This window comes from Paenibacillus helianthi, assembly GCF_001909055.1.
In the GTDB taxonomy this organism is placed as follows: domain Bacteria; phylum Bacillota; class Bacilli; order Paenibacillales; family Paenibacillaceae; genus Paenibacillus_AQ; species Paenibacillus_AQ helianthi.
This window is the reverse complement of record NZ_LVWI01000006.1, coordinates 1-1,137: the sequence shown is the minus strand read 5'-3', so window position 1 is coordinate 1,137 and position 1,137 is coordinate 1. Positions and strand designations below refer to the sequence as shown.

Annotated in this window: 2 tRNA genes and 3 rRNA genes; all 5 read left to right on the top strand. The window is 50.3% G+C overall.

Annotated features, from left to right (window positions below):
• Positions 1-199 (top strand): 16S ribosomal RNA (locus A3844_RS06045); the annotation flags it as partial.
• A gap of 122 nt (positions 200-321) precedes the next feature.
• Positions 322-438, top strand: a 5S ribosomal RNA gene (gene rrf, locus A3844_RS06040).
• A 46-nt stretch (positions 439-484) separates the two neighbouring features.
• Positions 485-561: transfer RNA gene (locus tag A3844_RS06035), tRNA-Ile, on the top strand.
• A gap of 21 nt (positions 562-582) precedes the next feature.
• Positions 583-658, top strand: a tRNA-Ala gene (locus A3844_RS06030).
• A gap of 247 nt (positions 659-905) precedes the next feature.
• A 23S ribosomal RNA gene (locus A3844_RS06025) occupies positions 906-1,137 on the top strand; the annotation flags it as partial.

Below are 1,137 nucleotides of genomic sequence, written 5' to 3'. Positions count from 1 at the left end.
AGTAATCGCGGATCAGCATGCCGCGGTGAATACGTTCCCGGGTCTTGTACACACCGCCCGTCACACCACGAGAGTTTACAACACCCGAAGTCGGTGGGGTAACCCGCAAGGGGGCCAGCCGCCGAAGGTGGGGTAGATGATTGGGGTGAAGTCGTAACAAGGTAGCCGTATCGGAAGGTGCGGCTGGATCACCTCCTTTCTATGGAGAATCGTTTCCTGCAATGGAGACATTCAAATCGGAAGCTTGACTTCCACTAGAACCCTTGGGTTCGAACACTCACTCGTGTTCAGTTTTGAAAGAGCAAGTCTCTTTCGTATGCGTTTGGTGGCGATAGCGGAGGGGTTCCACACGTACCCATCCCGAACACGACCGTTAAGTCCTCCAGCGCCGATGGTACTTGGACCGAAGGGTCCTGGGAGAGTAGGACGCTGCCAAGCGGACAACCAATCCTTTGGTTGATTCATAATGTTATATATGTTATATGGGCTTTTAGCTCAGTTGGTTAGAGCGCACCTCTGATAAGGGTGAGGTCGGTGGTTCGAGTCCACCAAGGCCCACCATATAACATTATATCCCTTTATGGGGCCATAGCTCAGCTGGGAGAGCGCCTGCCTTGCAAGCAGGAGGTCAGCGGTTCGATCCCGCTTGGCTCCACCAAAATGTTTTACATGAAATAGTATATGTAGTACCTTGATCCTTGAAAACTGGATACCGAAACGAAAATGCGTTTTAGAACATCTTTTAGCTGAAACTTGTGTAAACAAGTTGAAATCGTTATTAGTATGCTGAAAGCGAAGGTTTTCGATTGTGAAGCGACCTTTGGCTTTAAACAGACTGGCGAACGGATTCATCCGGGAGCGCTGTTTAAAACAAGATGAGCGAACAAGCGAAACACCGGAGCGATGGTTAAGCTAATAAGAGCACACGGAGGATGCCTAGGCGCCAGGAGCCGACGAAGGACGTGGCGAACAACGAAACTGCCTCGGGGAGCTGTAAGCAAGCTTTGATCCGGGGGTGTCCGAATGGGGAAACCCAGCTGTGGTAATTCGCAGTTACTCATACCTGAATACATAGGGTATGCAGAGGCAGACCAGGGGAACTGAAACATCTAAGTACCCTGAGGAAGAGAAAACAAT